Annotated in this window: 19 protein-coding genes; 12 read left to right on the forward strand and 7 right to left on the reverse strand. The window is 33.4% G+C overall.

Annotation, left to right across the window (positions count from 1 at the left end; translation table 11 throughout):
* The first annotated feature begins 4 nt into the window (after positions 1-4).
* Positions 5-532 carry a 50S ribosomal protein L17 gene (rplQ, locus tag AC6CHK_RS03520; protein WP_498093579.1) on the forward strand — a complete coding sequence of 176 codons (528 nt, stop codon included), beginning with the start codon at positions 5-7 and terminating at the stop codon, positions 530-532.
* A 57-nt stretch (positions 533-589) separates the two neighbouring features.
* Here the strand turns inward: rplQ and AC6CHK_RS03525 are convergent, their stop codons facing one another.
* Complete coding sequence (locus AC6CHK_RS03525) at positions 590-1,009, reverse strand: hypothetical protein (protein ID WP_498093581.1); 420 nt, start codon at positions 1,007-1,009, stop codon at positions 590-592.
* 136 nt (positions 1,010-1,145) lie between these two features.
* Here AC6CHK_RS03525 and eno point away from each other — a divergent pair, with 136 nt between their 5' ends.
* The 9 genes from eno (at position 1,146) to AC6CHK_RS03570 (ending at position 16,347) form a co-directional block, all read left to right on the forward strand.
* Positions 1,146-2,438, forward strand: coding sequence for a phosphopyruvate hydratase (gene eno, locus AC6CHK_RS03530; protein WP_498093583.1), 1,293 nt, complete (start codon positions 1,146-1,148; stop codon positions 2,436-2,438).
* Positions 2,439-2,527: 89 nt separating this feature from the next.
* Positions 2,528-3,814: a citrate synthase gene (locus tag AC6CHK_RS03535; protein ID WP_498093585.1), complete on the forward strand. Its 1,287-nt coding sequence runs from the start codon at positions 2,528-2,530 to the stop codon at positions 3,812-3,814.
* Positions 3,815-4,097: 283 nt separating this feature from the next.
* The gene (locus AC6CHK_RS03540; RefSeq protein WP_498093586.1) at positions 4,098-5,012 is read left to right on the forward strand and encodes a dimethylarginine dimethylaminohydrolase family protein; all 915 of its coding nucleotides are present in this window, start codon (positions 4,098-4,100) and stop codon (positions 5,010-5,012) included.
* 53 nt (positions 5,013-5,065) lie between these two features.
* Positions 5,066-5,989, forward strand: a complete 924-nt coding sequence (gene ctlX, locus AC6CHK_RS03545) for a citrulline utilization hydrolase CtlX (RefSeq protein WP_498093588.1) — start codon at positions 5,066-5,068, stop codon at positions 5,987-5,989.
* Between the two features lie 247 nt (positions 5,990-6,236).
* Positions 6,237-7,457, forward strand: coding sequence for a protein O-mannosyl-transferase family (locus tag AC6CHK_RS03550; protein ID WP_498093590.1), 1,221 nt, complete (start codon positions 6,237-6,239; stop codon positions 7,455-7,457).
* A gap of 137 nt (positions 7,458-7,594) precedes the next feature.
* A complete protein-coding gene (locus AC6CHK_RS03555; protein ID WP_498093592.1) occupies positions 7,595-8,566 on the forward strand; it encodes a cell wall anchor protein in 972 nt (323 codons plus the stop codon).
* 6 nt (positions 8,567-8,572) lie between these two features.
* The gene (locus AC6CHK_RS03560) at positions 8,573-9,061 is read left to right on the forward strand and encodes a T9SS type A sorting domain-containing protein (RefSeq protein WP_498093594.1); all 489 of its coding nucleotides are present in this window, start codon (positions 8,573-8,575) and stop codon (positions 9,059-9,061) included.
* Positions 9,062-9,095: 34 nt separating this feature from the next.
* Positions 9,096-15,800 carry an RHS repeat-associated core domain-containing protein gene (locus AC6CHK_RS03565; protein WP_498093596.1) on the forward strand — a complete coding sequence of 2,235 codons (6,705 nt, stop codon included), beginning with the start codon at positions 9,096-9,098 and terminating at the stop codon, positions 15,798-15,800.
* Positions 15,801-15,807: 7 nt separating this feature from the next.
* Positions 15,808-16,347 carry a hypothetical protein gene (locus tag AC6CHK_RS03570; protein WP_498093598.1) on the forward strand — a complete coding sequence of 180 codons (540 nt, stop codon included), beginning with the start codon at positions 15,808-15,810 and terminating at the stop codon, positions 16,345-16,347.
* Positions 16,348-16,648: 301 nt separating this feature from the next.
* Here the strand turns inward: AC6CHK_RS03570 and AC6CHK_RS03575 are convergent, their stop codons facing one another.
* Positions 16,649-17,041 (reverse strand): integrase core domain-containing protein, encoded by a 393-nt coding sequence (locus AC6CHK_RS03575; RefSeq protein ID WP_498093877.1) that lies wholly within the window; start codon positions 17,039-17,041, stop codon positions 16,649-16,651.
* Between AC6CHK_RS03575 and AC6CHK_RS03580 the strand changes: the two genes are divergently transcribed.
* Complete coding sequence (locus AC6CHK_RS03580; RefSeq protein ID WP_498093600.1) at positions 16,955-17,167, forward strand: hypothetical protein; 213 nt, start codon at positions 16,955-16,957, stop codon at positions 17,165-17,167. The two genes, AC6CHK_RS03575 and AC6CHK_RS03580, sit on opposite strands and share 87 nt — an antisense overlap.
* Before the next feature lie 495 nt (positions 17,168-17,662).
* On the forward strand, positions 17,663-19,420 hold the full coding sequence (locus AC6CHK_RS03585; RefSeq protein WP_498093602.1) for a discoidin domain-containing protein: 1,758 nt from the start codon (positions 17,663-17,665) through the stop codon (positions 19,418-19,420).
* A gap of 24 nt (positions 19,421-19,444) precedes the next feature.
* On the opposite strand, the gene AC6CHK_RS03590 is transcribed toward AC6CHK_RS03585, so the two are convergent.
* The 5 genes from AC6CHK_RS03590 to recJ all read right to left on the reverse strand — a co-directional run bounded on the left by AC6CHK_RS03590 (position 19,445) and on the right by recJ (position 25,760).
* Positions 19,445-20,299, reverse strand: a complete 855-nt coding sequence (locus AC6CHK_RS03590; RefSeq protein WP_498093604.1) for an alpha/beta fold hydrolase — start codon at positions 20,297-20,299, stop codon at positions 19,445-19,447.
* 75 nt (positions 20,300-20,374) lie between these two features.
* On the reverse strand, positions 20,375-22,636 hold the full coding sequence (locus AC6CHK_RS03595; RefSeq protein WP_498093606.1) for a TonB-dependent receptor domain-containing protein: 2,262 nt from the start codon (positions 22,634-22,636) through the stop codon (positions 20,375-20,377).
* A gap of 371 nt (positions 22,637-23,007) precedes the next feature.
* Positions 23,008-23,346 carry a DUF3817 domain-containing protein gene (locus AC6CHK_RS03600; RefSeq protein WP_498093608.1) on the reverse strand — a complete coding sequence of 113 codons (339 nt, stop codon included), beginning with the start codon at positions 23,344-23,346 and terminating at the stop codon, positions 23,008-23,010.
* A 26-nt stretch (positions 23,347-23,372) separates the two neighbouring features.
* On the reverse strand, positions 23,373-23,957 hold the full coding sequence (gene nadD, locus AC6CHK_RS03605) for a nicotinate (nicotinamide) nucleotide adenylyltransferase (protein WP_498093610.1): 585 nt from the start codon (positions 23,955-23,957) through the stop codon (positions 23,373-23,375).
* 84 nt (positions 23,958-24,041) lie between these two features.
* The gene (gene recJ, locus AC6CHK_RS03610; RefSeq protein ID WP_498093612.1) at positions 24,042-25,760 is read right to left on the reverse strand and encodes a single-stranded-DNA-specific exonuclease RecJ; all 1,719 of its coding nucleotides are present in this window, start codon (positions 25,758-25,760) and stop codon (positions 24,042-24,044) included.
* Positions 25,761-25,914 lie beyond the last annotated feature (154 nt).

Genomic DNA, 25,914 nt, shown 5'->3' on the forward strand with positions numbered 1-25,914 from the left:
AATAATGAGACACGGTAAAAAATTCAATCACTTAGGAAGAACAACTTCTCACAGAAGTGCGTTACTTTCTAATATGGCTTGTTCTCTGATTGAGCATAAAAGAATCAACACTACTGTAGCTAAAGCGAAAGCTTTAAGAGTATATGTTGAGCCTCTATTAACAAAAGCAAAAGAAGATACTACACACAACAGAAGAATTGTTTTTTCATATCTTCAAAGTAAAGAAGCGGTTGCTGAATTATTCAGAACTGTAGCTCCGAAAATCGCTGAAAGAAACGGTGGTTATACGAGAATCATCAAGACTGGTTTCAGACCTGGTGATGCTGCAGATACTGCTCTTATCGAGTTAGTTGATTTCAACGAGCTTTACAATCCTAATGCTGAAGAGAAGAAGACTACAAGAAGAAGCAGAAGATCTGCAACAGCTACTAAGAAAGAAGCTGTAGCAGCTGAAGCTCCTGTAGTAGAAGAAAAAGTTGCAGAGCCTAAGGCAGAAGCAGCAGATTCTACAGAAGAAAAGACTGAAGAATAATATTCTTTCAGAGATATAATAAAAAACCGTTCAGACTTCTGAACGGTTTTTTTTGTTTTAAATTTTGGTTTTTACCAGTTCTATAATGCTTTCACCCTGATGCAGAATCAGGCTGTCGCCCTTTACTTTTGCCTTCATTTCATCTTTCTCATAGGTAGTTTCACTTCCTGTAGATTCTACCTTATCCAATGTAAAAGTTTTATTGTTGTTGGTAATAGAAACATTGTGTTCAGCAGGACCATATTTAAAAACAACTTTTACCAAAGTGCCGTCTGTAGCGCTGTAAACATAATCAGTTTTTATAGTTCTTTTACCGTTTATATCAACTTTATAGCCAATCGTAGAATCTATTTTACCATTATCAGCAAGAATTACCTGCTCGGAAGAATCAGATTTTACAATTCCTTTATTTCCTTCTTTTTTACATCCGGTCATTACAATGAACAATACAAGTAATGAAATACTTTTTTTTATCATATCATTTATTTTTTAGAAATATTTATCAACGTAAAATTAACTAAAATTTAACTCACAAAAGATCAAATGTGACTCCCAATATAATGAAAAAAGTTAAATTTTGATTAAATTTGTCTAAACTATAAATAAACATAAAATGAGTTACATTTCTTACATAGAAGCGAGACAAATTTTGGATTCAAGAGGAAATCCTACAGTAGAAGTAGATGTATTTACAGAAAGTGGTGCAATGGGACGTGCTGCTGTACCTTCCGGAGCATCTACCGGAGAACATGAAGCGGTAGAATTGCGCGATGGCGGTTCAGAATGGATGGGTAAAGGCGTCTCTAAAGCTGTAGAAAATGTAAGAGAAGTAATTGCGCCTGAATTGGTAGGTCTTCCTGTGTTTGATCAGAATCTTTTAGACCAGATCATGATCGATCTTGACGGAACCAACAATAAAGGAAATCTTGGTGCCAATGCAATTCTTGGTGTTTCTTTGGCTGCTGCAAAAGCTGCTGCTACAGAACTGAGAATGCCGTTATACAAATATGTAGGTGGTGTAAATGCAAATACACTTCCTGTTCCGATGATGAATGTAATCAATGGAGGCTCTCATTCGGATGCTCCGATTGCTTTTCAGGAATTTATGGTAATGCCGGTAAAAGCAGATTCTTTTTCTCATGCTTTGAGAAAAGGAACTGAAATTTTCCATAACCTTAAAGCTATTCTTCATTCAAGAGGTTTGTCTACTGCGGTAGGTGACGAAGGTGGTTTTGCGCCAACATTTAAAGGAACGGAAGATGCTTTGGATACTTTGCTTCAGGCAATCGAAAAAGCAGGTTACAAGCCTGGTGATGATGTAATGATCGCATTAGATTGTGCAGCTTCAGAATTTTATAAAGATGGAGTTTATGATTACAGAAAATTCCAGACACAAGATTCTGCACAATTCAGCAGCAGTGAACAGGTTTCTTATTTAGCTGAATTAGCAAACAAATATCCTATCATTTCTATCGAAGACGGAATGCATGAAAATGATTGGGAAGGCTGGAAAATGTTGACTGATAAAATAGGTGACAGAGTACAATTAGTTGGAGATGATTTATTTGTAACCAATGTAGAAAGATTAGCAAGAGGCGTAAAAGAAGGAATTGCAAACTCAATTTTGGTTAAAGTAAACCAGATTGGTTCTCTTTCTGAAACGATGGCAGCGGTACAAATGGCTCAGCACAACAAATTTACATCGGTAATGTCTCACAGATCCGGAGAAACTGAAGATTCTACTATTGCAGACCTTGCAGTAGCTATGAATTGTGGCCAGATCAAAACAGGATCTGCTTCAAGATCAGACAGAATGGCGAAGTACAATCAATTGTTAAGAATTGAAGAAGCTTTGGGAGAAACAGCTGTTTTCCCAGGATTAGATGCATTCAAAATCAAAAGATAATTAAATATAAAAAAAACAGCGTACTATTTTTTGGTTGCTGTTTTTTTATGTATTTTTAAGGGATTTAAAAAAAAATAAATAAATATATAATGTCAGACAACAAAGTTATATTGAATTACGACGGTAATTCGTATGAATATCCTATCGTTGATAGCACAATCGGAGACAGAGGAATAGATATTTCAAAATTAAGAGACCAAACAGGCCTTATTACCTTAGATTTAGGGTACAAGAATACAGGTGCTACAATTAGTGATATTACTTATTTAGACGGAGACAAAGGAGAATTGTTTTATAGAGGTTACCCGATCGAGCAGATTGCGGAAAAATCAAACTTCACGGAAGTAATGTATCTTTTGTTACAAGGTGAATTACCAAATAAAGATCAGTTCAATACCTTCAATGGTAATATTAAAAAATATAACTTCGTGGCAGAAGAGATGAAAAGGCTGATTGACGCTTTTCCTCGTTCTGCCCATCCAATGGGAGTTTTATCTTCATTAACTTCGGCACTTACTGCATTTAATCCTAAAGCAGTTGACGTAAGCTCTACAGAACAGATGGATCATGCTGCGGAACTGATGATTGCTAAGTTCTCTCATCTTTGCGCATGGACCTACAGAAAAACTCAAGGTTTACCATTGAACCATGGTGATAACAGCCTGAATTATGTTGAGAATTTCTACAAAATGGCTTTCAGAATGCCAAATCAGGAATTTGAAATGAATCCGGTTGTTGTAGATGCTTTAGATAAATTATTGATTCTTCATGCTGATCACGAGCAAAACTGTTCTACTTCTACTGTAAGAATGGTAGGTTCTGCTCATACAGGACTTTTTGCTTCTGTTTCTGCAGGTGTTTCTGCGCTTTGGGGTCCGCTTCATGGTGGTGCAAACCAAGCCGTTATCGAAATGCTTGAATTGATTGAAAAAGATGGTGGAGATGTAAACAAATGGGTTGCTAAAGCTAAAGATAAGAGCGATAGTTTCCGTTTGATGGGCTTTGGGCACAGAGTATACAAAAACTTCGACCCAAGAGCAAAAATCATCAAAAAAGCTGCTGACGATATTCTTAATGCATTAGGAATTCAGGATAAAGCGCTTGATATTGCAATGCAGTTGGAAAGAGTTGCTTTGGAAGACGAGTATTTCGTAGAAAGAAAACTTTATCCAAACGTAGATTTCTATTCAGGAATCATTTACAGAGCATTAGGAATTCCGACAGAAATGTTTACTGTAATGTTTGCATTGGGAAGACTTCCGGGATGGATTTCTCAGTGGAAAGAAATGAGACTGAAAGGCGATCCGATCGGAAGACCAAGACAGGTTTATCAAGGCGCTCAGAAAAGAGATTATATTGATATTTCAAACAGATAACATATTTTATCATATAAAATTGAATCCCAAAGTTTATGCTTTGGGATTTTTATTTTATTAAAGATAATGTGTGTGATATATAGAGGATTAACATTAATTATATCTGGTAAATTCCAATAAATCAGATGAAATGATTTGCTTTTTGCAGATGCACAAAAGTTATTCTAAAAGGAGCAATAATAATTAAAAACAAAAATTTTTCACTTCAAAGCCGTTTGATTATATTTGTGGTTAATGCTATGTAAATAATGCTTGGATAAAGCAAATACATTAGAAATACTTTATGAAACTAAATATTAAAAATGAAACCGGAAGGCTGAAGTCAGTCGTTTTGGGACAGCCAAATTCTATTGGACCGGTACCTACACTTGAGGAAAGTTATGATGCCAAATCATACCATTCTATTCAACATAATATTTATCCGAAAGAAACAGATATTATCAATGAAATGAATGCTTTTGAAGCTGCTTTAAAAAAATATGACGTAGAAGTTCTTCGCCCGGATATTATTAAGGATTACAATCAGGTTTTTGCGAGAGATGTAGCTTTTGTAATTGATGATAAAATGATTATTTCTAATGTAATTGCAGACAGAGCAGACGAACAGGAAGCTTATAAAAATGTTTTTGAAAAAGTAGCATGGCGAAATATTATTAATCTTCCGGAGACTGCTCATATTGAAGGCGGCGATGTTATCGTTTGGGATGATTTTCTTTTTATCGGAACGTGTTTCAGTCAAGATTACAGAAATTATAAAACAGCAAGAACCAACGAATATGCCATTGAAATTCTAAAAGAATATTTTCCTAAAAAAAGGATTATTGATTTAGAATTAAAGAAAAACGACAAAATTCCGTATGAAGGGATTTTGCATTTAGACTGTACATTCAATCCGGTCGGAAAAGATAAATGTATTATTTACGAAAAAGGTTTTGTAGACGAAAGTGATTACCGTTTGATTATCGATATTTTCGGTGAAGAAAATTGTTTTCATGTTACAGACGAAGAAATGTTTGAAATGGTGCCAAATATTTTCTCTATTTCTCCTGAAATTGTCGTTTCAGACCAGGCTTTCACAAGATTGAACGACCATTTGAGAAACGAATGGGGAATGACGGTTGAAGAAATTCCTTACAGAGAAATCTCTAAAATGGGTGGGTTGTTGAGATGCTCGACGATGCCGCTTGTTAGGGAATAATTTGTAGAATAACTTAAAATTTGAGAATACTTTAATTTTTAATTCAAAAAAAGATGCAGACAACGGATACAGTTTTAATGATAGAGCCAATTGCTTTCGGATATAATGCGGAAACGGCGGAAAATAATTATTTTCAGATCGAGCAGGAAGGTTTAGATATTCAGGAACAAGCTTTGCAGGAATTTAAAGCTTTTGTTAAAAAGTTACGAGACAAAGGTATTAACGTGATTACGATTAAAGATACTGTTGATCCTCACACTCCGGATTCTATTTTTCCAAACAACTGGGTGAGTTTCCATAATGATGGGAAAGTAGTTTTGTATCCCATGTTTGCTTCAAACAGAAGGGTAGAAAGACGAGAAGATATTATTGAAAGTATAAAAAAACAGGGTTTTGAAGTGGCTGAAATTGATGACTGGTCTTTTCCGGAAATCCAAGGGCATTTTCTGGAAGGAACTGGAAGTATGATTTTCGATCATGATAATAAGTTGGCGTATGGCTCAGTTTCTTTAAGGCTTGATGAGCAGTTATTCAGAGAATTTTGCGAGAAATATGGTTTTGCACCGATCGTTTTTCATTCTTACCAAACGGTTGGTTCTGAAAGACTTCCTATTTATCATACCAATGTTATGATGTGTGTTGCAGACCGATTTGTGGTAATTTGTCTGGATTGTATCGACGATGATCTGGAAAGAAGCAAAGTAATTGAAACCATTAAAAACTCGGGAAAAGAAATTATAGAAATCACCGAGGAACAAATGCAGCAGTTTGCCGGAAACATGCTTCAGGTGCAGAATAAAGATGGTGAAAAGTTTCTGATTATGAGCGAAACAGCTTATAAATCTTTAAATCAAGACCAACTTTCGAATATCGAAAAATACTGCGAAATTATTTTTTCAGATCTAAGTACGATTGAAACCAACGGCGGCGGAAGTGCTCGCTGTATGCTGGCGGAGGTTTTTCTACCGAGAAAGTGAAATAAATAATTTTCATAGAAATATAACTTCTGGCTTTAGATGAGTTCAGAAGTTTTTGTTTCTAAATTATAATAGTATATTTGAAATAATTATAAAAATGTAATATTTTCACTTCATTAATCAATTAAATATTGCATTTTAATGAAATTTATTTATTGGTCAATAGTTTGATATTTAAATAAATACATTTCTAAATTGTTGTAAAGTCATTGTTGGATAAGAAATTATTATTAAAAAAACATAAATAATGATGAAATTAGTAAATGAAAAATATCAAACCAACATTGTATTTTGGTTATTACTTTTAGCAATTGTTTATGTATTTTCAATAGCAAAAGATCCCGCATTAGGAGACAGTTTACCTTTTACTATCCAAGCATATCACGGATTTACTTTTGAATCAAACGCTACAAATCATTTTTTGTATACCAATTTCTTAGCGTTAGTTTATAAAATATTACCTTTTATAAATCCTCATTTTCTTTTTGTAGGAGTTAGTATTTTTTCAGGTATACTATCATTATTTTATTTACATAAGCTTTTAGGATTATTGGATGTTTCTCCAAAATCTTCCTTAATGTGTATAATGATTTTTGGGTTGTCATTTACTTTTTGGAGACAATCTATTATGACAGAAGTGTATACATTTTACTTGGTGTTTGTGATATTATTTTTGATTAACTTATTTAAGTTCCTTAAAGAGAAAAGTCTTAAATATTTTTATTACTTGTCAATCTTTTTAGGCGTGCTTTTTTTGATACATATACAAACAATTCTTTTTATCCCGCTTTATATTTACTTACTTTTTAAGAATTTCAGATATCTAAAAAAACATATTATTTATGGAGGATTAATTACTATTCTCATATTCTTAATCTTGTTGATTCCTGTTGTATTGGGACATAATTCGTTTTTATCTATTTTTACTGATAACGCTTATCAAGATTCTATTTTCAACTTCAATGTTGTAACTATTGTAAAAAGCAGTGCAAAAAATTTAGGCTTTTTAATATATAATTTTATATTTTTTATTGTTTTTATTTTTTTTGGACTGAAAAATAAGAATGTGCTTAATTACATTATAATAGGAATTGTTCCTTTTTTAGCATTTTGTATAAAACACAATATATCGGATATATATGTTTTTCATTTGGTTCCTTATATGTTTCTTTTAATCCTTTTAGGAAGAGGTTTAGATCATTTTCCTAAAATTTATTTGCTACTGCCATTATTATTACCTCTATTCTATTTTGTGACATATAAAACTGTAGCACAAACAACTTTGGAAAAAAATTTTGAAAAAGAAAAAGGTTTCAAAGGCGGAACTCGGTATATGTTCTTCCCACCATTGAATAAGAATCCGGATCTACAATATTTTATTCAAAAATATCATGAAGATTCATTACATAAAAAACCTGAACTAAAATATTTATATCCTTTTGCTCTTGAATGGGAAAAGATTAAGTAAATCAAAAATGACTTTCCGCTTTATAAAATCATTTATAACAAAATAGGTTAATTTTATTAATTAACCTATTTTATATTAATAAAATATTATATTTACAAAACATTTTAATATTTTATTAATAAATTAAACGCATAAAGATGAAAGAAAAATTACTTTTAGTTGGGATTGTGATGCATTCACTATTGTATTCACAAGTGTCAAATACTCAAACCAGAGATAACGCTGGTACACCAACTGTCACAAGTGGTTTCTATCAAACCAATAATCCTATTAATTATCCTAATAATTCACCGGGGTGGTGGCATCTTCTAGATGTGAGACATACTAATATGACAAATAATTACGGGATGCAATTTGCTGGTAATTTTTATGACCAAGAGTTATGGTTCAGAAAAACTAATGACAATGGATCACAACCTTGGCGAAAAGCTGTTCTGGAAACTCCTTCAGGCACTGTGAAAATAGGTATAAATGATACTTTTAATTCTGATGCCAACTTAAGAATCTATAAAAATGGTGATGTAAGTGTAGAACTAGCAAATCAATTAGGTCGTTTTCAAATAGCAAAAGCGAATTGTAATAATTGCTTTGCACTTGGTGCATTAGCTGGAGATGCTGTATTAAGAAACTTGGGACAATCACACAACATTATATTTTATAGTCCTAATAATTTGAATAATGGTTCATCTTATATAGGATTTGGCGATGACGCTAATGGTGTGTGGGCTAAAGTATTAAATAATAGAACAGCAAGATTTGATGGTAAAATATTTGCCAAAGAAGTAGAAGTTAAAGCAAATGTTTGGGCAGATTATGTATTTAATGATAATTATAATCTTAAATCACTTGAAGAAGTGGAAAAATATATCAAAGAAAAAGGACATTTACCTAATGTTCCGTCCGCTAAAGAAGTATCAGAAAAGGGAATTAATGTTGCAGAAATGGATTCAAAGCTTTTAGAAAAAATAGAAGAACTTACTCTATATTCTATCGAGCAAAATAAAAGAATTCAAAAGCTTGAATCTGAAAATAAATCTCTTCAAGTTCAGTCAGAAGAATTTCAGCAGTTAAAGAAAGAGGTTCAAAAACTCATGACAACTCATAACTAATTAGATATGAAAAGAAAAGTATTATCTGCATTCTCTTTTTTTATTGGTTTTTTAGGATATTCCCAGACTGAAGTTTATTTTAAGTATGACGAAGCAGGAAACCAAAGATACCGCGGAACAAATGCCAACGCAAGATCAGCTTCCAAAGAATTGGTCGCTGCCGAAAGTAAAAGTGATACAATAAAAGCTGAAGAAAATATATTAGTTTCTAATAAAACTATTGAAGCAAAGACTTTCTGGAAACAGATGAGATTATATCCTGTGCCTGTCAATGACATTCTAACAATAGACTGGACAGATGAATTGGATGAGTTGATTGAAACGGTTTCATTATACCAGCACAGCACAGTTCACTGGAAATTTCAACAGCAAAATCTCCCAAATCTGAATAAGCGATTAAAGATAAACATGACCGGCTACGAATGGGGTGTTTATATCTTACATGTGAAGCTGAGAGACGGAAGAGTTTTCAGCAGAAACATCACAAAACGATAGAAAATTATTTTAATTAACACTTTATCTTAAGAATATGAAATTATTCTACTCAATAGTTATATCCTTTATTTCTATAATTGGATATTCACAAACCATATTGCATCAGCCGGAAAGTACAACCAGAACGGTACAAGATCCCCAAACAGTTGTAATGGCCCCTGGTTTTCGTGCTACTTCAGAGGTTTCGAATCCTTTTATTGCCAAAATTGGTCCTGCTACAGAAAATCCTGGGGGAGGACCTGCCGATTCAGGAGCCGGAGCTACAAACCCTTCCGGAACTACAACACCACAAGGAATGAGTTTCCATGATACCAAAGGGAATATTGAAGTGAATGGAGCTGGCCAGTTGCAATTTACTTTACCTATTGCGTTACCTCCGGGAGTGAAAAGTGTAGCTCCACAGATTAATCTTGTATACACCAGTGGCTCGTCCAACGGAATCTCTGGTTATGGATGGAATTTATTAGGTTTAACAGCTGTGTCAAGAGCCGGCAAAACCGTAGAAAAAAATGGAGAAGCTAAAGGTGTGCAATTAGATGAATTAGATTATTATAGCTTTAACGGACAAAGACTAATTCTAAAATCAGGAGAATATGGAAAAGATGGAGCAGAATATGTGACAGAAAAATACTCTAATATAAAGATAAAGTCCATTGGAACAATCACCGGACAAATATGGAAAGGTCCTGAATGTTGGGAAGTGACTTTTGAGGATGGTTCACAGGCCTGGTATGGGACAACTGCTTCAGGTCTTAGTAACGCCAGAACTCCAATTGAATACAATATTGTAAAATGGAAAGATATTAAAGGTAATTGTATCACTTATAATTATTTGCAGGCAAGCCTCTCAAATATTGCTACGATTTCAAGCATTCAATGGGGAGGAAATGAAACGCTGAGCAAACCTCATTTTAATACAATAGATTTTACATATATTGTCAGAAGCCTAGCTGAAGATTCTTATGTAGGAGGAATTCGTTTTTTACAAACTCAGCTTTTGTCTGAAATTAAAGTAAGCTCCAATGGCATCCAATTTAAAAAATATACAGTCGATTACCTGAAAAACGGGATGAATTATCAGACAGTTGATAAAATAACGGAATATAATACTGATAATAATGCTGCTAATCCGGTAGCTTTTTCCTATCCTGCTCCAACACAGCCAAATTTAGAATATTCGAACAATAATGTAGATAGTTTTGAAAACGTAAAATTGTCAGGTGACTTTAATGGTGATTCCTATTTGGATTTCGTAATGAACAATGGTATTGTTAAGCTTGGAGGGCTAAATGATATCTATACTGATATTTCCACAGGCAAGACCTTTAATGCTGAAGCTAAGGTTATCAGCACACTTTTAGATGAAGAAGGGCAAATCCATAACGGAAATGGAATTGTTCAATATGAAGGGGGGAAAGTAGTAGGTTACATTTTCAGAGATAATATTTTTGTTAAAGTATTTGAGAAGGTGGTTTATATTGATCCAAACTGTACGTATCAGGGAGGTGGTGTAGGTTGCCGTGTAACAATAGCTTCATTCAATGAAGGAGATATTAATGGAGATGGTATTTCGGATGTATTTTTATCTTTAAGCAAAGAAGAATGTCAATTTGTACCTATTAATAACTTAAACACTAATTTTAGTAATAAAGATATTGTAAACAGGCCTCCCCCTGGTTATGAATTGGAATGTAATAGTTATGATATCGGAAATTTTATTGTTGATTTAAAAAACAGTAATAACCCTCTGTCCACTTATACTCTTGATTCAGGGTTTAATAATAGCCAGCATTATAAACAACAATATCTGGATGTAGATGGTGATGGCAAAGTTAATATTATTGATGTTTCCAACACTGCCTATACGGTATTTGAGTTTGTGAAAACTGCTCCTACCCAATATTTAAAAAAAATTAGGTTTACGGGCAGTCTGGCTGAAACAAAAGCTCCAGAGTTTCCCGTTTTGTTTGGAGATTTTAACGGTGACGGAAATCTTGACTTTACCATTCCAACTACAGATAAACAGGAAAAAGATAATTGGAGATTCTATTTAGGAACAGAAAAAGGATTTTCCAATTTTCTAAAAACAGGTTTCTTAAAATACAGAAAACCTAACGACTATCAAAATAGCAATTACCCTACTTTTAATATATACCAGCATGTGTATTCGGTGTCAGATATCAATAAAGACGGTAAATCTGATATTGTACATATTCTTCCTTTTAACAAGGCGGGGCAGGTAAATTCAAGCGGATTTATACTTACCCGATACTTTGGCTATACTATTGACGCTTATACAGCTAACGGAGTTACAACAAATGGTAGTCCTGATTTCTTTACCAGCTATACTTATGGAGGATATAATTATGTAACCACCGATGTTGGCAATTTTACTTTATTTTCTCCGATTACTTCACAGGTTAAAGTTAATAATAACTATTATGATATTTTCTTATTCTGGAAAGAAAGGATGCACAAGCTTAAATCCCCTTCTTCTGTTGGAAAGCTGTCCCGAGTACAAACGATTACCCAGGGAGGAATTATCACATCAGTAGATTACTTAGAGGTGATCCCGAATAACCCTCTTAATCCTAATTTTTATAAAAAAGTTAAAAAAGAATATTATCCCTATTTTTCACTTATTCGCGCTGATCAATCTTATGCCGTATCTCAGCTTCAACAAGCAAGCCGAAAACAAGATTTCAGGTATAGAGGAATGACAGGGCATCTGCAAGGAAAAGGAATGATTGGATTTCAGCAAACTGCTCGTTCTTCATGGTATGCTGATGGATTTGAAAATACCAAAATTTGGTCTGGTGTAGAAATAGATCCGCTCAATAACGGATTACCTGCAAAAGAATGGTCTATTAGGACGACTGATGAATCCAAAATTTTTCCGGATAATCTTTCTATAAATAATACTCTATCAATATCATTTAAAGAATATAAATACAAGCTTGATAATCTGCTTAACGGAAATATTGTCACCAATGTTCCGGATTCAGATAAATCAAAAGTAGTTCTTGCAATTAATCCGTATATCACCACTTCAAAAGATTTTTTAACAAATACAAAAACCGTTCATACAGTAGAACAGTACGATAACTTGTATCTTCCTAAGAAATCAATAACTAACATTAATGACGGTTATGCTATTTCAACATCTGAATTAGAATATTATCCACCTAATTTTAATCCCGGAACTAATTATAGTATTGGCAAGCCTAAAGTTAAAAAAGAGACTGTACAAGCATATGGAGACACCAAATCTACCAAAGAAGAATATACTTATGAAAATAACGGGATTAAAACTTTAAAGTCTTGGAACAGAGATAATACAGGATATCTTTTGGAAACCTACAATTATGACGGTTTCGGAAATATTACTCAAAAAACAATCACTAATAGTATAGATTCTCAGACACAGACTTCGAAAACAGAGTATGATTCTAAAGGAAGATTTGTAGTAAAGAAAACAGATAATTTAGAATTAGAAACTAACATTAGTTATAATGACTGGGGGCAAATTTTAATCCAAACCGATCCGCTGGGAAATATTCTTACAAACACCTATGACGGTTGGGGCAAAATATTAACTTCCAAAACCAATTTAGAAGGAACTACGACCTACCAGTATGAAAGAGATAACAATTCGAATATTATTGTAACTCAATACGATTCGGGCGGAAATATTTCTAAGAAATATATTAATATATTAGGACAGAATTATAAAGCATCTACCAAAGCATTCGGGCAGGGGCAATTTGTATCCCAAGAAACGCAATATGATGTATTGGGAAGAAAATTGAAAGAATCTGAACCTTATTTTGAAGGACAAAGTGCTTCTCAATGGAATATTATAACATATGATGATTCTGTATTTCCTACAAAAATAACCGCTACTTCTTTTAACGGAAAACAAATGGAAACTATGGTTTCCGGCTTAACAACTACGGTAAAAGAGCTTAACGGTTATGGAAGAACAAATTCCAAAACTGCGGACGCATTGGGCAATGTAGTTTCTTCAACAGACAAAGGAGGGACAATAGCTTTTTCTTACAATGCTGCAGGAGAACAGATCAAAGCGCAATATGTTGAAAATATTGTCACCACTAAATATGATTCATGGGGAAGAAAATTAGAGTTTAACGATCCTTCGAATGGATTATATAAATATGAATACGATGGATTTGGACAGCCTAAGAAAATTATCAGCCCTAAAGGAACGAAAGAATATATATATAATAACTTAGGACAACTCATCACTCAAAAAGAGCTTTCTACTGCCGATGGCGGACAGGCAACAGATAAAACGATCATTTATTCTTATGATAACAAAGGAAGGGTAATTTCAAAGGCAGGTACCTCAAAAGGAAAAACATATAGTTCAAATATATTGTATGATCAACAAGGAAGAGTTTTATCATCTTCTGAAAGCAGCAATGGTAAATATTTTATTCAAAAAGGAATTACTTACGATGATATGGCAAGAGTAATTTCTTATGAAAAACAACTCTACTCTTCCGGGATTTTAACTAAAGTTAATGTAGAAAACATTTACAGTGCTTGGAACGGAGAATTGTATCAGGTAAAAGATAAGAATTCAGGAAAGATTCTTTGGGAACTGAAAGAAAGCAATGCTAAAGGACAGGTTTTAAAAGCAAAATTAGGAGATGCTGATGTTAATAATATTTATGATGTCAACGGTTTCTTAACAAATGTAAACCATTCTTCGACTATAAAGCCATCCATTCTTCAAATCTCTTATTCGTTCAATGCGATTAAAAATGAACTGAATAGCAGAACAACTGGAGGCGATTTTAATATCTTAGAGACCTTTGATTATGACGACAATAATAGATTGATCAATTGGACCAATCCTGTGACAGGAATTAAACCTTCATCCAACAGAAATGTATACGATGTAAAAGGAAGAATTATCCAAAATGATCAGGTAGGAACAATCAAATTTGAAAATTCTGCAAAAATTTACCAGCCTACTGGGATGACATTGAATGCAGGAGGAACACAGAATTATAATAATGATTTAATTCAATCTATTGTTTATAATGAGAATAATGATCCTGTATTTTTAGATGGTGAAAAAGGAGATGTTGCTTTCCAGTATGGTTTGACAAGCATGAGACAACGGGTGACCTACGGAGGTAATTTTAATACAGATGGAGAAGGTAAATTTACCAAGTTCTACAGTGAAGATGGAAGTTTTGAAATTGTTAAAGATAATACAACTGGGAAAGAAAAACATATTCTTTACATTGGTGGAAATCCTTACGAAAGTAATATTGTATATTTGAAAAACTTTGATGATAGCAGCAGTAGTTCTTATAAATTTTTACACAAAGATTATATCGGAAGCATCTTGGCAATAAGTGATGAAGCAGGAAATAAATTAGAGCAAAGACATTTTGATGCTTGGGGCAATTTCACCCATTTAAAGATTGGTAATGGAGCAGTAGTTACAGATAAAAATGTGATCCTGAGCTTGTCGAAGGATCTTATCATTAGCAGAGGATATACCAGTCACGAGCATTTTGCAGAAGTAGGCATTATCCATATGAACGGAAGGTTGTACGATCCGTTATTAAGAAGATTTTTAAATGCGGATGAAAATATACAGGATCCTTACAATACCCAAAATTATAATAAGTATGGATATGTAATGAATAATCCTCTGATGTTCAATGATCCGAGTGGGGAATTTCTTTTCGGATTGGTTGAGTCAGCAATTGTTGCAGCTTTAATTATTGGAGCGACAGTGGGAGTTGTAAGCTATACAGCAATAACTTTGATCGCTGGTGAAAAGTTAACGTTCTTTGGGTTTTATAGTTCTTTAATAATGGGTGCCGTCACAGGTGCCGTTACGGCGGGTATAGGCGAAGTATTTTTGGCCACTACCCATACCTTGGGCAACACGTTGCTTCAGGGGCTCGCTCATAGTACTTTTCAAGGGGTATTGAGTGCCATGCAAGGAGGTAATTTCTGGAGTGCTGCCGGCGCAGGGCTTTTAGGTAGTTTAGGAGCTTCAGCATTTGGAGCAGTTGCGAAAGAAGCAGCTAGATCTGCTGTAGGTCAAATTGCCTTTGGTGCTGTAGCGGGAGGTGTAGGCTCAGAACTTGCAGGAGGTAATTTTTGGCAGGGTGCTTTGATTGGTGGGGTTGTTGCAGGGCTAAATCATGCGCTGCATAAAGTTTCTAACTCTATTGAATATAAAGAACAACTCACTCAATTTTTAAAGGATAATGGAGTAGATCCATCTGCAAAACCTACACAAGCAGTTTTAGATACATATAAAAGTATATTTAAAGAATATTGGGGTCAAAGTGCTCAATGGGCAGAATTTGCAGATGAAAAAACTATTGCACAGTGGGAAAAAGGAGACGGCTCTAAGCTGTCAGTTACTACGCGAGGAACTTTGAAACTTAGTACAGGAGGTAATGCTTGGGGAATTACAAATTCTAAAGGAGAAGTAATTTTAGCACCAGGTCTTCTCTCAAAAAACAATTATAGACTTGCCTCTACATTTATACATGAAATGAGACATTCTATAGATTATATTTCAGGTTTTTATAATACATTTTGGCAGTTACCTAATATTACCCATATCATGGAATATAGAGCATATTTTGAACAATATAAATGGACGGGAACTATGGATGCAGAAGGTTATAATAATAAAGTGAAAATAGGGTATGTACCCTCTTTCTTACTCATAAAATAATATAAAAATGAAAAGATTTTATTGCTTTTTTGGAATGTTTATATTCGGGCTTTATTTTTCCCAAATAAAAGTAAATAAAAGAAAAGATGTAGAAATTTTCTTAATGGATTCAGCTGTATCAATGGGAAGGTATCTTGATGCAAATAAAGCATACAAATACAAAATTGTAAATCATACAAATAATAATTATATTATAGATCCTCAAGGTTTTCGGGGTAAAACTTATGTATATGAATGTAATGAATTATACAGTCATCCAGAAAAGATGATTCCAAAAGGTTATTATTCGAGAGACTTAGAAGATTGTAAAGAAGATATTTTAATATTAAAAAAGAAAGAGTCTTTAGTAGTAGAAATGGCTATTTTGAATATTGACTTTTTTTACCATATCAAACCTAACAAAAGTTACTATTTAGATATTGAGTCTAAGCATAATGAGTATACTGCTACATTATTAGGTTGTACGGATTATATTAAGAATTTAAAAAAACAAGGTTATAAAGTCTTTGAGGATCAGATAAAAGTAAGAATACCATTAAAACCTTGATGAGAAGCGAATGTCAAAATTTAATAATCCCTACAGATATAGTAGGGATTATTAAATTTTGTATCGTCAGATATGAACAAGCAGTTGTAGATGCCTTATTGATTATGATTTAAAAAAAATGATTATTATTTTGAAACTTTAGAAGCTGAAATTTTTTTTTACTATCAAAAAATATTTTACAAGATTTAAGTAAATGATCAATCACACATTTTTTCAGTGACCTTAAAACATTAATCTGTAAGTCCCCCCGAACATTGGACAGAATTACACCCTCATTTCTTTATGTAAAACTATAAATATTTCATCCTGTTATTGTTGGTGTTGAAAAAATTTGATGGAAGGGAGGAAACTCTGTTTTGGGATTAGGGTTGGGTGAGTTTTCCTCTTTCAACAAATATTGTATTGGAGATAGATTTCCCAAGCTTTCATGAGGTCTATTGTTGTTGTAATGTTCCATCCAATCAGAAGTTATTTCCCGTACTTCTACCAAATTATTAAAAATTCTTGTATCTAAAACTTCTGTCCTATAACTTCTGTTGAACCTTTCAATAAAAGCATTCTGAACAGGTTTCCCCGGTTGAATGTATCGGATTTCAATTCTGTGTTTATGACACCAATTCGTAAAAACAGAACTCGTAAACTCGGGACCATTATCAGTTCGTATTGCTTTTGGCTTTCCTCTTTCTTTTACAATCCGCTTTCAGGTCTCGTACAGACAGCAAAAGAAGTAAAGCAGTATGTAAAAAGCGTCTTCGGTGCATCAAGCACGCAGTATAAGCAGATCAACGGCATAGAATTTAAAACGTATAAAGGAGCTTAAAAAGTAAGCACCTGATGTTGTAAATCAAGCAATTGATATTATAAAACAGGCACCGTAAAAGATATAACAAGCGACGCCGGCAATAAAACTTTTAAAGTCTCATTCATAATAAGCAATGTCATTTATAAATTTCATATCGAATAGAATAATGTAAGCGTCGGCAAGTATATAACAAGCGATGTCTGTAACAAAACTCTTGATGTCTTGTATAAAGTAAGCAATGTCATTCATAAATTTCATATCGAATAGAATAATGTAAGCGTCGGAAAGTATATAACAGGCAATGTCTGTAACAAAACTTCTGATGTCTTTTATAAAGTAAGCACCTGTACATATAAATTTAGCATCGGAAAATATAATGTAATTAATAGCAGAAAAGAACTTCTAAAGATCATTGTTATAAATTACATGCGTGTCTCAAAAGTCGTAAAGTTGCTGCTAAGAAACTTTACGGTTTCTTATAATTACCCTAAATTTGTACTATAAAGTTTGATTATGAGTAAGAGATTATATTTAAGCATGGCTATTCTTCTGTGCTTTTTTTCAAATGCGCAGCAGAAAACCTATTGTAATCCGATCAATATAGATTACGGATATACACCATTCAAAAATTTTTCAAGTCAGGGGAAACACCGTGCGACAGCGGATCCGGTAATTGTAAATTTCAAGAACAAGCTTTTTCTTTTTTCGACCAATCAGGAAGGATATTGGTACAGTGATGATATGCTCGACTGGAAATTTGTTCACAGAAAATTCCTAAGAGACAACAAATATATTCATGATCTGAATGCTCCGGCGGCTTGGGTGATGAAAGACACTTTATATGTTTATGGCTCAACATGGGAACAGGATTTTCCGATCTGGAAAAGCACAAATCCTACAAAAGACGATTGGCAGATTGCGGTAGATACTTTGAAAGTTGGTGCTTGGGATCCCGCTTTTCATTATGATGAAGATAAAAATAAGCTGTATTTATATTGGGGATCAAGCAATGAATGGCCATTGCTGGGAACCGAAGTTAAAGTTAAAACTTTACAGTCTGAAGGTTTTGTAAAACCTATTTTAAGATTAAAACCCGAAGATCACGGTTGGGAAAGGTTTGGTGAATATAATGATAATGTTTTCCTTCAACCTTTTGTGGAAGGAGCGTGGGTGACTAAATATAAAGACAAATATTATATGCAATACGGCGCTCCGGCAACCGAATTTAGCGGTTATTCAGATGGAGTTTATGTCAGTAAAAATCCTTTGGAAGGTTTTGAATATCAAAAGCACAATCCGTTTTCTTATAAACCCGGAGGTTTTGCAAGAGGAGCGGGACATGGGGCAACTTTTGAAGACAATTTCAAAAACTGGTGGCATGTTTCCACGATCTTTATTTCCACAAAAAATAATTTTGAAAGAAGACTTGGGATCTGGCCGGCCGGATTTGATAAAGATGATGTAATGTACACAAACACCGCTTACGGAGATTATCCTACATTATTGCCACAATACGCTCAGGGAAAAGATTTTTCAAAAGGCCTTTTTGCAGGTTGGATGCTACTTAATTACAATAAACCGGTTCAGGTTTCGTCAACTTTGGGCGGTTATCATTCCAATTATGCAGTCGATGAAGATATAAAAACATATTGGAGCGCAAAAACTGGAAATTCCGGAGAATGGTTTCAGACAGATTTAGGAGAAATTTCTACAATTAATGCTATTCAGATTAATTATGCAGATCAGGATGTTGAATTTTTAGGCAAAACTTTAGGTAAGATGCATCAATATAAAATTTATGGTTCAAATGACGGTAAAAAGTGGAAGGTGATTGTAGACAAAAGCAAAAATACAAAAGATGTTCCTCATGATTACATTGAGCTTGAAAAACCTGCAAAAGCAAGATTTCTGAAAATGGAAAACCTGAAAATGCCAACCGGTAAATTTGCTTTAAGCAGTTTCCGGGTTTTTGGAAAAGGAGCGGGAGCTGTACCTGGAAAAGTTCAGAATTTTGTCCCGTTAAGAGCTGATCCTAAAAAATATGGTGAAAGAAGAAGTATTTGGATGAAATGGCAGCAGAATTCAGACGCAGACGGATATGTGATCTATTGGGGAAAATCTCCCGACAAATTGTACGGAAGCATTATGGTTTACGGGAAAAATGAATATTTCTTCACCGGCGCCGATAGAGTAGATTCGTATTATTTTCAGATTGAAGCTTTCAATGCCAACGGAATTTCGGAAAGAACGGAAGTCGTGAAATCAGAATAAATTATTTTAAAACGCTTTGAAATTTCAGAGCGTTTTATTTTTATCAATCTGTTTTAGAAATTCATCGATTTTGTTAACTAAAAATCGCACATTATTTTCTTTGTTCCAATCAAGATGTCCGCCATCAAACTCAAATGATTCATTTTTTACGTTATTTACAGTTAATGCTGAATCTAAAATTTCTTTCTGTGATAAGGGAATAACCTGATCATTATTGCCATAAAAAGAAATTGTTGGTGGAATGTTTGTATTGATCCATTTTACAGGACTTGCAAAATTTTCCTTAGAAATGGTAGAAGGAATTTGTTTTGGATCAACTAAATTTTTTTCAACAAAATAATAATCACTGTAATCTTTAAAATTTTCATCAGCTAAATCAGAAGGTCCGACGATATTTACAACGGCTTTTACTTTTTTACCTTTATCAGACTTATAAGCATACAACATCGATAAATGGCCTCCTGCACTGTTTCCGATAAGAATGAATTGAGGTTTGTATTGCAGCTTTTTTTCCAGATAAAGAATAACATCATTGATGTCATCAGTCTGGTTCGGAATTGCAAAACGTTTGTTCGAAGCCAATCTGTAATTGATGTTTGCAAAAACATTATTAGAAAACTTTTCCATCATTGAAAATGTAAGCGATGAAATTTCTGATTTATTTCCACTTCTCCAACCACCGCCATGAATCATTATAAATACATCTTTACCTTTATGAAGTTGCGTAGGAATGTAAAGATCAATTTCCTGTTCAGGATCGTTTCCGTAAGAAATGTTCTTTCTGATTTCAAAAGATTTGTCAGTTCCCAGATTTACTGTTTTTTCTTTACAGGAAACCATTAAAAAGATCAGAAAAGTAAAAAGTAAAAATTTATTCATAACTAAAGATAAAAAAAACCTGCTGATTTCTCAACAGGCTTCGTACAAAATAATAAATATGAAGATGATTGTTTTCTATCTCGTTCTGCTTTTGATATCATCAGAAGCGCTTTCAATGTTTCTTACTTTCTTTACTTTTTGGTTTCCGAAAGTGTAAGTAATGCTGAATGTTCCGCCTCTGTTGTATCTGTTTTGGTGAATGTAATTGTAGTTTCCGTTTGCCTGATAATCTTCTATTTCAACAATGTTGGTATTTAAAATATCATTTACATTAAGTGCAAAAGTCCAGTCGTTCCAATTCTTTTTTAAGCTTATATCTAAACTCATCAAGTTTCTGAGTACTCCCAATTCTATTTGCTGTTTATCCACAAAGAAATAATTTACACCTAGAAACCATGTTTTCTTTTTGTCTAAACGAATGGTGTTGTTGGTTTGGATTATAAGACTTGTAGAGCTTCTTTTGTTACTGTAGACAACAGGTTTTCCGTCAATATCCTGAAAGCTGTCGCCTGTAGTAGGATCAATTGCTAAAGTTCCGTTGTTGATATTATGTTGTACACCAACATTGAAGTTTGTAGTCAGATATTGTTTGAAGAATGTCTTTTGCATACCAATCATTGCAGACATTTCCTGCTTGTCACCAAAATTGGTTCTGATATACCTCAATTGGTTTTGCATACCAACTTCTCCGGACGGACTTACCGGATAGCCTTGCAATGGAACTTGAGTAATTTGATCTTTGAAATATGAATGATTCAGAATCAGGAAATAAGAATTTTTATACATATATGTCAATTCCTGATTATAGGTTGTTGAAGCTTTTACAAAAGGATTGTTTTGAGTGTAGTTGTCTTCTGTCAGAATATTTCTTACCGGATTGATTTCCCAGAAGCTTGGTCTTCTCATTCTGCTGGAAAATGCATAAGAAATATTATTCTTATCATTAATAGCGTAATTTAAACTCAAATAAGGCAATATATTATTGTAATTTCTTTCAATTCTTCTGTATTCCGGAGCAGCGTTGTCGGATGTACCCAAGCTATTGGTGATTTCATATCTTGTACCTATTTTCCCTGAAAACTTATCGGAGAACTTTTTTTCTGCCGTTAAATAAAATCCATAAATGTTTTCATCATAAATAAAATGATTGGGTCTTAATACAGCAGCTTCACCTTCTTTGAATGTGTCATTTCTGGTATCATTATCGGTTTTCGTTTTATTATAATTTCCTCCAACTGAAATTGTAAGATCATTTTTAAACTTTTGAATATAATCAACTAAGCCGGAAAAATTATTTATTTTTTGAGGAAGATTCTGAATAATTGTTTGGCTTAATCCTGTATCATTTCCAAAAGCGTCTGCAAAATAAGTCTTGTTATCCGTAAACTGGAATCTTTTATAATTAAGATATGCAGCGTTCATATTTAGTTTACTTCCTAAAGAATCTGTTTTTAATTCATAATTTAAATTTACAGAATTGTTGTAAGAACGTGCATTTTCTACGTTTCTTGAGTTAGTATATCTTGTAACATATTCTTGGGTATCTTCATCATAAGAACGAATTGTATTAAACAGATTTACCGTCGAATTATAACTCTTGTTAGCAGAAGTATTCCAGGATAAGGCAAGATTGCTTTTCTCTGTCAGCTGATAATCAATATTCAGATATCCGCCAAGATATTGATTAGGATCGTCAATATCTCCTACAGATTCATTAGAAGCAGTACTATTTCCGTTTTTAAGTGTATAACGCTGCGCCTGAATGTTTTCTCCGCCATTTAAATTTGCAGAAATCCCCAATTTGTTTTTTCTGTAATTTGCTGAAAAGCTTGCAGAGTTTGCGTTGTATTTATTCTGAGAGTTTGCCATTCTCATGTTTCCATTCAGTCCGTCGCTCATTTTCTTTTTTAAGACGATATTGATGATTCCGTCCGAAGATTCAACCTGAAATTCACTTCCCGGAACCGTAATCACTTCAATTTTCTGAATATTTTCTGCTGGAGTATTTTTTAAAAACTGCGTTAAGGATTCCGCATCCATATTTGATTTTCTGCCATTAATATAAATCAGAGCATTGTTTTTCCCTGCAATTTTTAAAGTTTTATCATCTGTTGTAGAAAGCAACGGAGTTTGTCTTAAAAGGTCGAAAGTCGTATTTCCTTTTGCAACAGGTGATGCGGCAACATCATATACAAAACGGTCGCTTTGCTTTTTGAAAACCTGCTTTGTCAAGGTTACTTCTTCAATATTTTTAGTTTTTGTGGTATCTGATTTTTTTTCTTGTGCAGAAGCTAGTCCTGCGAAAAATATGGCTGCAATGAGAAGTGGCGTTTTCATGATTTTTAATTTAATAGTTTATAGATGCTTGTATTCGTTATTATTTTACATTGCAAAGATATATAATAAATTTAGTATCTTGCAATACAAAGTAGTAAAAATATTTTTATTTTTAATATAAATTGTTGATTATCAGATGATAAAATTTTATAAGTTTTTATTTTCTACCTTAATATTCTATACAATAAGACAACAGTAAGCATGGATTTGTTACAAAAATTATGAAAATTTGCTTACGATGTTTAAAACTTAATGTAATTATCGAGGTAAATGCTGTTAGAAAAGCTTGAAGATATTTCTGTTTTTTAGGAATACAGCAGAATTGATTAATTATCAATTATAATTAATTATGTAAAATATTTTGAATTTTTTTATTCTCTATCGAAGCGAGCCAGCTTTTTATCAATCCAGATTGTGGCAAAAGGAAAAAATGCAGCAATCAAAGCGAAAACTGAATCTTCATCGTCCCAAGTATATATTTTTCTTGTGGCAGGCAAAAATAAAAGGTAAAGTGTAAAAAAGAATCCGTGAATGCTTCCGATCGTACTTATGTAAACGATTGGCAAGATGCCTTCAGGATCAACTCGGATCCAGATCATTGCTGTAAACAGAAAAAACCATGACAAAGCTTCAGCCAGACATATTTGTTTAAACCATTTGATAACTTTTTCCTGAGGATATTTTGAGAAAAATTTTTCGATGAATTCCATTGTAAATAAAATTAATTCTGTCTAAACTATTTATAAAAATTACTTCCGTCCAAATACTCAAAAACTTCGGGAGGAAGCATTGGGCGTACATTTTTCCCATCTTTTATCATATTCCGGATTTCCGTCGCCGACAATTCAATAACCGGAGCCTTGATCATGGAAATATTTTCATGCTGAAGATATTCAGAATCTTTTTTCTCGCCATCAAAAACTCTTGGATAAATGATAATATGATGTTTTTTAATTAAAATGTCAGCATTTTTCCATTTATGAAGGCTGCTGAGGTTATCTTCACCCATGATTAAGCTGAAAGAATAATCCGGATGTTTTTCTTCAAGATAAGCCAATGTGTCAATTGTATAGCTTGGCGTGGGTAATGAAAATTCTACATTTGAGGCGCGCATTTGAGGATAATTTTTCACAGCAAGCTGCACCATATCCAGTCGGTTGTGATCTTTCAGAAGAGACTTTTTTTCTTTAAAAGGATTTTGTGGACTTACAACAAACCACAATTCATCCATATCCGAATTTTCAAGAATATAATTGGATAAAATCAAATGACCAATATGAATTGGATTAAATGATCCGAAAAAAAGACCGATTTTTTTCATTGTATTAAAAGTCAATTGTCAATTTCTGCTTTGTAAATCAATTCGCTGCACTTGTCAAATTATTCTAATTTCATTTTAAATTTACTATTCACTTTCTCTAAACTTCACATCTCGGATATTCAGATAATGTGTTACATTTCCTTTCCAATGGTTTTCTTCCAAAGTAAAGGCGATGTCAAAAGTCTTATTTCTAAAATCATCAGCAAACTGGCCGAGTTTAAAGCCAACACATTCTATATTTCTTCCGGTAGATTCCTGCTTGATGTAGAATTTCAGGTGATTATTATCTTTGCCCATTGTTTTTACATAACCTGCAATTTTCTGATTCCTCAAAACCAGATTAGGCTTCATATTGTGTGGACCAAACGGAGCCAATTTTCTGTGAAAATTAATAAAATCTCTGTTTATTTCGTCAATTTCCACATCAGAATCAATCGTAATGGAAGGTTCTTTTTGATGATCTTTTATTTTTTCGGCAACTATTTTTTCAAATTTTATTTTAAATTCTTCAAACTTATATTTTTCCATAGAAAGCCCGGCTGCCGCATGATGACCTCCAAACTTCAGGAAATATTCTGAACATAAATCCAAAGCTTCATGCACATCAAAATCTGAAACCGATCTTGCCGAAGCAACCATTTCTCCGTTATTTCCGTCCGTAAAAACTAAAGTAGGTTTATAATACGTTTCGGTAAGCCTTGAAGCCACAATTCCTATTACACCTTTATTCCATTCTGGGTGATAGACGATTGTAGCGTATTTGGTTTCCTGCTGAGATTCTATAATTTGATTTAAAGCGGAAAGAGTCGAATTCATATCGAGCTCACGCCTTTCATCATTCAAGTTCATGATGTCACCTACGATTTGCTGGGCATGTTTCAGGTTGTCTGAAACCATTAATTCCACAGCAGCTTTTCCGTGAGAAATTCTTCCGGCGGCATTTATTTTTGGAGCAATTTCAAAAACAATATTCGAAATTTCAAAATGCGAAAGCTTATCTTCCGGAATCAATAAACGAAGACCCATATTTCGGGTTTTTCTGAGAACTTTCAACCCCATTTTTGCTAAAACACGGTTTTCGCCAGTCATAGAAACGATGTCTGCGGCAATAGAAATAGCCAAAAGATCAGTAAGTTCAAACAATTCTGTCTCCGGAATTTTATAAATTGTATTTAAACCCTGGCAAAGCTTAAAACCAACTCCACATCCTGAAAGTTCTTTAAAAGGATATCGGCAGTCACTTCTTTTAGGGTCCAAAACAGCAATGGCATCAGGGATTTCGTCGCCTGGTAAATGATGATCGCAAATGATAAAATCAATGCCTAAACTTTTAGCATAATTAATCATATCACTTGCCTTGATTCCGCAATCTAAAGCGATAATCAACGAAAAGCCATTTTCTTTGGCAAAATCAATTCCTTCGGTTGAGATTCCGTATCCTTCAGAGTTTCTGTCCGGAATGTAAAATTCTAAATATTTTTTGTGAACTATTTTTCTAAGATATAAATAAGTCAGCGCAACGGCAGTCGTTCCGTCGACGTCATAATCGCCATATACCAATATTTTTTCGCCATTTTCAATCGCTGTGGCAATACGTTCCACTGCTTTTTGCATATCCGCCATTAAAAAAGGACTGTGAATGTCGGTAAAGTTCGGCTTGAAGAATTCTCTGGCCTTCTGATAATTGTCTATTCCTCTGAGAACTAGCAATTTGGATTCAAAAGTCCCAAAACCAAGCGACGAACTCAATCCATCAACAATCTCTTCATCAGGTTCGGTTTTATAAATCCACTTTTGACTCATTTCACAAAAATAGGGAAAATTTATTTTAAAATCACTATTGAAATATGGTCATAAAAAACAATTTATGGCTGTTTTTTATTTGGATTATTTTCAATGTTTTAAGGCTAATCTGATGTTTTTCTCAATAATTTTTAAAAATTTCAACTTTTAAAAA

It is taken from the genome of Chryseobacterium sp. GQ58, assembly GCF_059758895.1.

Coding starts and splice junctions, on each gene's coding strand:
- AC6CHK_RS03540 (WP_498093586.1), top strand. CDS start 4,098: ATGAAACTAAATATTAAAAATGAAACCGGAAGGCTGAAGTCAGTCGTT.
- AC6CHK_RS03600 (WP_498093608.1), bottom strand. CDS start 23,346: ATGGAATTCATCGAAAAATTTTTCTCAAAATATCCTCAGGAAAAAGTT.
- AC6CHK_RS03590 (WP_498093604.1), bottom strand. CDS start 20,299: ATGAATAAATTTTTACTTTTTACTTTTCTGATCTTTTTAATGGTTTCC.
- AC6CHK_RS03595 (WP_498093606.1), bottom strand. CDS start 22,636: ATGAAAACGCCACTTCTCATTGCAGCCATATTTTTCGCAGGACTAGCT.
- AC6CHK_RS03585 (WP_498093602.1), top strand. CDS start 17,663: ATGAGTAAGAGATTATATTTAAGCATGGCTATTCTTCTGTGCTTTTTT.
- AC6CHK_RS03535 (WP_498093585.1), top strand. CDS start 2,528: ATGTCAGACAACAAAGTTATATTGAATTACGACGGTAATTCGTATGAA.
- AC6CHK_RS03560 (WP_498093594.1), top strand. CDS start 8,573: ATGAAAAGAAAAGTATTATCTGCATTCTCTTTTTTTATTGGTTTTTTA.
- AC6CHK_RS03550 (WP_498093590.1), top strand. CDS start 6,237: ATGATGAAATTAGTAAATGAAAAATATCAAACCAACATTGTATTTTGG.
- AC6CHK_RS03580 (WP_498093600.1), top strand. CDS start 16,955: ATGACACCAATTCGTAAAAACAGAACTCGTAAACTCGGGACCATTATC.
- AC6CHK_RS03565 (WP_498093596.1), top strand. CDS start 9,096: ATGAAATTATTCTACTCAATAGTTATATCCTTTATTTCTATAATTGGA.
- eno (WP_498093583.1), top strand. CDS start 1,146: ATGAGTTACATTTCTTACATAGAAGCGAGACAAATTTTGGATTCAAGA.
- rplQ (WP_498093579.1), top strand. CDS start 5: ATGAGACACGGTAAAAAATTCAATCACTTAGGAAGAACAACTTCTCAC.
- AC6CHK_RS03525 (WP_498093581.1), bottom strand. CDS start 1,009: ATGATAAAAAAAAGTATTTCATTACTTGTATTGTTCATTGTAATGACC.
- AC6CHK_RS03555 (WP_498093592.1), top strand. CDS start 7,595: ATGAAAGAAAAATTACTTTTAGTTGGGATTGTGATGCATTCACTATTG.
- recJ (WP_498093612.1), bottom strand. CDS start 25,760: ATGAGTCAAAAGTGGATTTATAAAACCGAACCTGATGAAGAGATTGTT.
- AC6CHK_RS03570 (WP_498093598.1), top strand. CDS start 15,808: ATGAAAAGATTTTATTGCTTTTTTGGAATGTTTATATTCGGGCTTTAT.
- nadD (WP_498093610.1), bottom strand. CDS start 23,957: ATGAAAAAAATCGGTCTTTTTTTCGGATCATTTAATCCAATTCATATT.
- ctlX (WP_498093588.1), top strand. CDS start 5,066: ATGCAGACAACGGATACAGTTTTAATGATAGAGCCAATTGCTTTCGGA.